7 protein-coding genes are annotated in these 7,074 nt (G+C 62.5%); 2 read left to right on the top strand and 5 right to left on the bottom strand.

What is annotated here, in order from left to right; all coding sequences use genetic code 11:
* On the top strand, positions 1–1,200 hold a 1,200-nt coding region (locus tag G5C50_RS29290; RefSeq protein ID WP_165074866.1), incomplete at its 5' end, for an AAA family ATPase.
* A 364-nt stretch (positions 1,201–1,564) separates the two neighbouring features.
* Here G5C50_RS29290 and G5C50_RS29285 read toward each other — a convergent pair.
* Both G5C50_RS29285 and G5C50_RS29280 read right to left on the bottom strand, forming a co-directional pair.
* Positions 1,565–1,939, bottom strand: coding sequence for a type II toxin-antitoxin system VapC family toxin (locus G5C50_RS29285; RefSeq protein ID WP_165074864.1), 375 nt, complete (start codon positions 1,937–1,939; stop codon positions 1,565–1,567).
* The gene (locus G5C50_RS29280) at positions 1,926–2,183 is read right to left on the bottom strand and encodes a type II toxin-antitoxin system Phd/YefM family antitoxin (protein WP_165074862.1); all 258 of its coding nucleotides are present in this window, start codon (positions 2,181–2,183) and stop codon (positions 1,926–1,928) included. Before G5C50_RS29280 ends, G5C50_RS29285 begins: the two co-directional genes overlap by 14 nt.
* A gap of 1,082 nt (positions 2,184–3,265) precedes the next feature.
* Here G5C50_RS29280 and G5C50_RS29275 point away from each other — a divergent pair.
* Complete coding sequence (locus G5C50_RS29275; RefSeq protein WP_165074860.1) at positions 3,266–4,777, top strand: replication initiator protein A; 1,512 nt, start codon at positions 3,266–3,268, stop codon at positions 4,775–4,777.
* A 585-nt stretch (positions 4,778–5,362) separates the two neighbouring features.
* Here G5C50_RS29275 and G5C50_RS29270 read toward each other — a convergent pair.
* From G5C50_RS29270 to G5C50_RS29260, 3 genes are all read right to left on the bottom strand, one after another.
* A complete protein-coding gene (locus G5C50_RS29270) occupies positions 5,363–5,533 on the bottom strand; it encodes a hypothetical protein (protein WP_165074858.1) in 171 nt (56 codons plus the stop codon).
* A 382-nt stretch (positions 5,534–5,915) separates the two neighbouring features.
* Positions 5,916–6,284 (bottom strand): hypothetical protein, encoded by a 369-nt coding sequence (locus G5C50_RS29265; protein WP_206107909.1) that lies wholly within the window; start codon positions 6,282–6,284, stop codon positions 5,916–5,918.
* Positions 6,281–6,874 carry a ParA family protein gene (locus G5C50_RS29260; protein WP_165074856.1) on the bottom strand — a complete coding sequence of 198 codons (594 nt, stop codon included), beginning with the start codon at positions 6,872–6,874 and terminating at the stop codon, positions 6,281–6,283. The genes G5C50_RS29265 and G5C50_RS29260 overlap by 4 nt, the downstream gene beginning before the upstream one ends.
* Positions 6,875–7,074 lie beyond the last annotated feature (200 nt).

Below are 7,074 nucleotides of genomic sequence, written 5' to 3'. Positions count from 1 at the left end.
ACGTGGACCCTCGAGACGTGTCGCGAGATTTGGGAATCAGAGGGACGCGAAGTCATCGGCGCCACGGTCGCGGCGAAGACCGCGAAGCGGCTCGAACGCGGGACCGGCATCAAGTCCGGCACCCTCGACGGGTTGCTGAACCGACTCGACCGCGGCGAGGTCTCGCTCGACGGCCGCTCCGTCGTCGTCGTCGACGAGGCCGGCATGGTCGGCACGAAGCACATGGCCCGACTCAGCAAATACCTCGCGGACGCCGAAGGGTCCCGGCTCGTCCTCGCGGGCGACAGGGTGCAGATTCAGCCCATCATGGCCGGAGGACCTTTCCGGTACATGGGCGACGCCCTGAAAGAGGCGGAGCTCACGACGGTGCGGCGGCAGAACGAGCCGTGGCAGAGGCAGGCCGTGACCGACTTCCGGGCTGGGAACTCGCAGGAAGCGATAGACGCCTTCAGGCAACGGGGGCTCGTCCACATCGCGAAGACGCGGACGCAGGCGATGGCCGAGCTCGTCGAGCAGTGGAAGGCGGACGGGGGCATCTTCAAACCCGATTCGGTCCTGATGCTCGCGTCGCTCAATTGCGAGGTGAAGCAGCTCAACGTGCTGGCCCAGGCCGAGCGGATTCGGGCCGGCGAGGTGGACGGAGAAAAGAAAATTCATGCGAACGGGGTCAATTTCCACCCCGGCGACAGGCTCCAATTCCTCCTAAACTCGAAGCCGCTCGGCGTCTCGAACGGCGACGGCGGAACCGTCGTCGACGTCGACCCGGACCGAAAGAAAATCCGCGTGCGGCTCGAGGACGACGACCGAGAAATCGACGTGGCCTTCAACCGGTACCAGCCCGAGAAGCTGCGGCTCGGCTACGCCTCGACCACCTTCAAAGCCCAGGGTGCTACCTTGGACCACGTCCACGTCCTGCTCGGCGGCATGTTCACCGACCGACACATGACCTACGTCCAGGCGAGCCGCTCGGTATTTTCGACGCACCTTTTCTGCGACAAGGACACCGCCGGGAAGGAGCTCGCCGACCTCGTGCGTGCCGCCGCACGCGAGCGGCCCAAGACGATGGCCCACGCCATCGTCGACAGGCCCGCGGGCCAGGTCGAGCACTCGATTTCCGACGACCCGCGGCACGGGGTAAAAAGGGAGCAGTCCCAAGACCAAGGCCACCGACACGACCACGGCCCCTCGCTCTCTCTCTAACACCCTCTACCCTCTCTCACGCTCCCCCGACGCACCTCGCCTCTCACCTCACGCCCCGCGACGCCCCCCGCACCTCGCTCCTCACTCACTCACGACCACCCCCGACACCTCACTCCCAACGACTCCTCACACGCACGGACGCCACCTCTGCCACCCTCAGCACGCACGCCTCTTACATACTCCCATCACCTAAACCGCACACCTGTCCATTACGCCGAAGCGTAATGATGACAAGGACTTACGGAATTGGGGTTTTGGGGGTGGTTTTCCGGGTTTCCGCCCCCAGGAAATCCCAATATCCGAAGCAGAATTACCAGCCGGTTTCAAATGCAGTTTTATTGATGACTCGGGTTTTCCGGCCCGCTCACGCGGCCAGGACAGGCACGCCGTATTTCGGAATATCTGGATCCCGCGTGACGAGCGTGAAGCCGCCGGACAAGGCTTGAGCCACAAGGATTCGGTCGAACGGGTCCCGATGGTGGTTTGGCAATTTGTCGAGAGCGAGCGTGTGATGGACCGTAATCGGGAGAGGCAGGAAGTTGTTCAGGGCAATCACGGCTTCAAAGTCGTGCTCGAACGAAAGCTTTTTGAGGGCTCTCTTGACCGTGATTTCCCAGCTAACGGCGGCACTCACATAAATTAAATTTGTTGGGTCCTCGATGATTTCTCGGGTCGCCGGCTTCAGTTGTTCAGGAGTATCGAGCCACCAAAGGAAGGTATGGGTATCAAGCGAGTACATCGTCTTTGACTGAGGTTATTCCAAAAGCTTCAGCGAACCCCTCCGGCAGCTCGTCGAAATCCGGAGCCATCCAAATCCGGCCCCGAAGCTGACCCCCTTTCCGTCGTTCATGAGCCGCTTCGTAAGGCACGAGCTTCGCGACCGGACGACCAGCACGAGCGATGACGATTTCCTCTCCCTGCTCAACTCGTTCGAGGAGCTTTGAGAGGTGCGTCTTAGCCTCGTGGATGTTCGTGACGTCCATAGGACCATACCTGGCTTAGTCTAGTTTAGTCAATTCATCATATATTTATTTTATAATGTGTGTCAATTCGATTCGGGCACCTTGGAACAGTCGCTTTGTTCGAGCGTCCAACGTCAGGTGTCCCACTGGGTTGTGCCCAGGAGATTCAATGGGTTAGCCTGCCGGTGGGACAGCAAAAATCGACTCCGACTTTCGGCCGTGGAACGCGTGGAACACTTTCTGAACCCCAAACCGGGGGGCTGTCGGCCTCCTGCCCTGCCGGACAACCAGACCGGCGCCGGGGCAAGGAACACGCCGAGCATCCTGCTCGTCATGTTCCTTGACTGGACCCCGTCGCCTCAGAGGGTGTCCCTCCGGGACGGTTTCGGCGGCTCCTGCCGCCGAAGGTCGAGGGGGCTCGGAGTCAGCTAAACAGGACAGCGGCTGTGGTGCTGCCGACGGCCGGACCGGGTGCCCAGCCCCATCCCCTTCATCCCCGCCCCCTTCAAGAGCGAGGGGCGAGGATGAAGGGGACGGGACAGGGCAAAGCCAGGAAGCTCACGCTTTCAGGTTCCCGGTCTGAGACCGAAGCGTCATGGGCTCCCAGAACCGGGGAACATTTTTATCCCCTCCCCCGCTCCCACCTGGAGTCGGATGCGGGTTTTCATCCCGGCTCGCGGGCGGCCTCCAGATTCGGGGAACCTTTTTATCCCCCGGACGCCGCCCTCGGCGGAACCGGGGAACATTTCCGAGGCTCCCAGTGAGGTTCTGGGCTGCATGCCCGGAAGGCCCAATCGGCAGAACCGGCAAAGCAGGCAGGTTCGTTCGCTCGGGAGCGTGTCGAAGACTCTTGACTTACCGGGATTTCGGGAACATTATCGTCACCTGACACCGGGATTCGGGGAACATTTTTACCGGGAACCGGGGAACCTTTTACCGGGAACCGGGGAACCTTTTCCTCGAAAACACCGGGATTCGGGGAACATTTTTCGCCGTAAGTCATTGATATCAAAGGGGTTTTCGACCCCTAAACTTATTGTATCTAAACTATTAACTAAGACAGCAACAGGAGCGGTTGCTGCTCTTTTTTCGAAGGCTGCAGGATGGAAACCCCTCCCGAACACGACCAACACGACCCCCGAGAGGCCATCCGAGCGTCCTTCGGGCGTGACGAACTGAACCTCGCCGAGTTCCCCATCACGCTCCTGAGCGACCGGGTCCCCAAGGGATGCAAGACGCTCGTCTTCGAAATTGGGGCCCGCGACAGCGATTCGCAGCCGGCCAGACGCAAGGTCACCATCACCGGCGGCGACGCCTACGGCCTTCCCACCGCGATTGACGACGAAGTGCTCGTGGCCCTCATCCAGCTCACGAAGCTCAGGAACGATTTCACGAGCCCCAAAGTCTCGTTCTCGCGTTACGAGCTCGTCCGAATCCTCGGCTGGCCCGACGACGGGAAGAGCTACCGTCGGATTCAGGAGGCCATCAATCGTTGGGCGGGCGTGACGCTCTACTACGACAACGCCTGGTACAACAAAGAAACCGGCACGATGGTGAGCGAGACGTTCCACATCATCGAGCGGGCGACGTTCGTCGACGAGGCGACCAAGCGAGTCCGGAGGTCCATGGGACAACCCGAGCTCGCCCTCTCGTCGTTCAGCTGGAACGAGGTGGTCTTCCGGAGCTTCCAGGCCGGGTCGCTCAAGCGGCTTGACATCGACGCATATTTCTCGTTTTCGACGTCCATAGCGAAGCGGATGTATCGCTTCCTCGACAAACGCTTCTGGGTCAAGCCGTGCTGGGAGTTCGACCTCAAGGACTTCGCGTTCGAGCACATCGGGCTGAGCCGGAAGTACAACGTGGGTCAAATCAAGAACAAGCTCCTGCCGGCGATTGAGGAGCTCTCGCACGCGACCAAGGAGCGGGCCGCGTTCATCGAGCCGATGGGCCTCGAGGAGCGATACGCGAAGGTCGGCAAGGGGCAGTGGCTCATCCGATTCGAGCGGAAGGTTGGAGCCTCCCTCCCCGCCGACGTGCCGCTCGAAAATCCCCAGGAGCCCCGGGGCCTCGTCGCCGAGCTGGTCTCGCGTGGCGTGGCGGCCGAGGTGGCTGAAGAGCTCGTGCGGACCCGGCCCCCGGAGCTCATCACGCTCCGACTCGAGGTGCTCGAGTGGGTGCTGTCGCAGAAGAACCAGAAAATCATCAAGGAGAGCCCGACCGGGTATCTCGTCTCATCCATCAGGGACCGATACCTCGCCGTCCCGAAGGGCTTCGAGTCCAAGGCCGAGCGGGAGAAGCGGCTGGCGGCCGAGCGGCTGAAGCGGGAGCAGGAGCACGAGGGAGCTCGACTCCGAATGGAGGCGAAGCGTCGAGAGGACGACCTCGAGAGGCGGCTGTCCCAGCGATGGGAGGCGATGACTCCCGACGAGCGGGCGTCGCTCGAGGCCAAGGCCCTGGCCGAGGCGGGCGAGGAGGCTCGTCAGCAGCTGGAGGCGACGCCGAAGTTTCGGTCGATGCTGATGACCCCGATTCGCAAGGACTACCTGAGGCGGCTCATCGAGCGGGAAGAAGCTTCGACGAACCGGCAGGTCCGCCAAACGTCCCAGGACGGCTGACAGGGCTCGAATCGCCCCCTGCCCTACCTCTCCCATGGCTCGGCCCGCGAAAATGCGGTGGCGTCGATTCTGAGGGGTTTGGCGACGGGGTGGGCGGGGCTGCGGGAAGCGGATTCGCCGCTCGAGCCGGTCAACAGGGGGCCGACGACCCCGGCGGCAGCCGGGGCTCGCCGACCCGCCCCGTCGCCGAAACGACGGCCGCGATACCGCCGAGGTGTCGAGCACCCCTAGGCGGGTCGCCTCCCCGCGGGGCCTGCTTCAGCACTCGGGACGAATCGTCGGGTCCCCGCTCGCGGGAGCCCAATCGCGTGGCCGCGTACGCGGAATGTCGACTACGCAAATAGCCGCGTACGCGAAATGCCAGGTGGCCGCGAGCGTAAGGCTGGAGGTCCGAACATCCGGACTTTCGCGTACGCGAGTATCTGCGTACGCAAATGAGAGGCGTTTCGCGTACTCGGGTACGTGGCAGGTTGAAATTCCGCGTACGCGGCCGGCCGGCAGAGAGAATTCTGCGTACGCGAATCGTCGAAATTCCGCGTACGCGAGTTGTCAACAATTCGCGTACGCGAAACGTCCCCCCGCCCTTCACTCGGCACCCTCGGATTGGTCCTCGGTGACCCTGGCCCGGTCGCTCACCACGAACCGCTTGCAGTGCTCGCGAATCATCTCGGCGAACAAGGCGGACTTGTCCATGTCGGTGTAGACGGCATGCGTCGCGAACCGCTTGGCCAGGTCGGCGGCGACGTAGAGCGTCACCTTTACCTTCTGGTCGTCTTGCCGGGGGGCCGTCTTGCTGGCATTTCGCCTTTTCGGCTTCGAAGATGTGGCCTCGCCGCTCATCGCTAGGAGCTCCAGGGAACGAGCCCCGTCGGCGGGGCTGACTGGTGCGGGTTTCGAGGGTGACCCCTCCCCTGCTCTAGAGGTCGGACGTCGATGGAGCTCGGCCGAAAGGAATTGCCGTCTTGCCGTGACCCCGGCGTCGGCTTCGATGGATTGGCGAGACTTGACGGGAAATCGCCTCGGGCCGGAACCGGAGAGACGGCAAGGAGGGAAGGCGACTGCGTACGCAAACCGGCGAGTAGTCAAAAACCCGGGTACGCGAAAGTCTGGGTACGCGAAATTTTGCGTATCTGAAATTTCACGTACGCGACTTAAGCCATTTGGCCAGAAGCTCTTCGACGAGGACGCTGAAATCGCGGCCTTTCTGCTCTGCCAGGAGTACCTGCTTCACGCCGAAGTGGGTGTCTCGTCGGATGTAGGCCGTCACCTGCACGTGATTCTCGTCGGAACGCTTGCCGGGCGGACGTCCGACCCGCCGCGGGGCCTCCGCAGCTTGAACCCGAGGCTTCGACTTCGTTCTGGGCTGAGGCTCGACGACCGGCTCAGGCGTCGGAGGAGCGAGCGGGGCAGGGGAGGGGGCGGCAGCCTTCTCATCGGGAGCGAGTTCTTCATCCGCCGCGACGTCCTCGCCTTTGTGGCGGCTCAAGATAGCCTTGAAGTTGCTCATCGTAGGACCTCCTTCCCGACCGCGACGTAATCGGCCCAACACTCCTTGGCCTTCGCGTCTTTGACGTCGCTCACGAGAAAACCTTGCTCGGCCGCCTTCTCGAAAGCGGCGTAGAGCCGGATGTGCGAATCGAAGACCGGGATGTCAGCCTCGAAGAGGGCCTGCCTGGCTTGCTGGCCTACCGTCCTCGGCGGGGGAGGGAACTTCGTTATCAAGACGCGGTAGTGTTTGACCTTCGTCTCCGAGAGCATCCTCAGCATGAGGTCCAGGGCCTCGAGGGCCATCGCGTCGGGCGTCGTCGGGATGATGAGCAGGTCGCATCCTTCGGCCAGGGCGACGAGGTCGTCCCGCTCCGGGCGGGCCTTCGTGTCGAAGATGAGGTGCTCGTAATCGCCCGCATGGCGAGCGGCCAAGCGTTCGTCCACGACCTTGTAGGGGAGGGAGCCTCGCTTGCTCCAGCCGGTGACGCTCCGGTTCGGGTCCCCGTCAATCAGGAGCGTCGGCTTGTGCTCCTGGAGGACGGCGGCCAAGTGGACGGCGGTAGTCGTCTTCCCGACCCCCCCCTTGAAGCTGGCCACTGTGATTATCATCGATTATCGGCCTTTTGAAATTTCGCGTACGCAACACTCTGCGTTTCCGCGTACGCAGTTTCTAGCGAAGGCCGTCCGAGCTGGCAACAGGGAAAATCGCAAGGCCGACGGGGGCTTCATCGCATTCCAAAACGTTCATGCCGAAAATCCAACATTGTTGGTACAATCGCTCCACATGGTGACTCCCCCACGTCCCGCCC

This window comes from Paludisphaera rhizosphaerae, assembly GCF_011065895.1.
Taxonomy (GTDB): Bacteria; Planctomycetota; Planctomycetia; order Isosphaerales; family Isosphaeraceae; genus Paludisphaera; species Paludisphaera rhizosphaerae.
The sequence above is the reverse complement of the archived record's forward strand: the minus strand, read 5'-3'. Positions and strand labels throughout refer to the sequence as shown.

Excerpts from the sequence above, each read along its gene's own strand:
- G5C50_RS29285 (WP_165074864.1), bottom strand. The coding sequence starts at position 1,939 with ATGTACTCGCTTGATACCCATACCTTCCTTTGGTGGCTCGATACTCCT.
- G5C50_RS29280 (WP_165074862.1), bottom strand. The coding sequence starts at position 2,183 with ATGGACGTCACGAACATCCACGAGGCTAAGACGCACCTCTCAAAGCTC.
- G5C50_RS29275 (WP_165074860.1), top strand. The coding sequence starts at position 3,266 with ATGGAAACCCCTCCCGAACACGACCAACACGACCCCCGAGAGGCCATC.
- G5C50_RS29265 (WP_206107909.1), bottom strand. The coding sequence starts at position 6,284 with ATGAGCAACTTCAAGGCTATCTTGAGCCGCCACAAAGGCGAGGACGTC.
- G5C50_RS29260 (WP_165074856.1), bottom strand. The coding sequence starts at position 6,874 with ATGATAATCACAGTGGCCAGCTTCAAGGGGGGGGTCGGGAAGACGACT.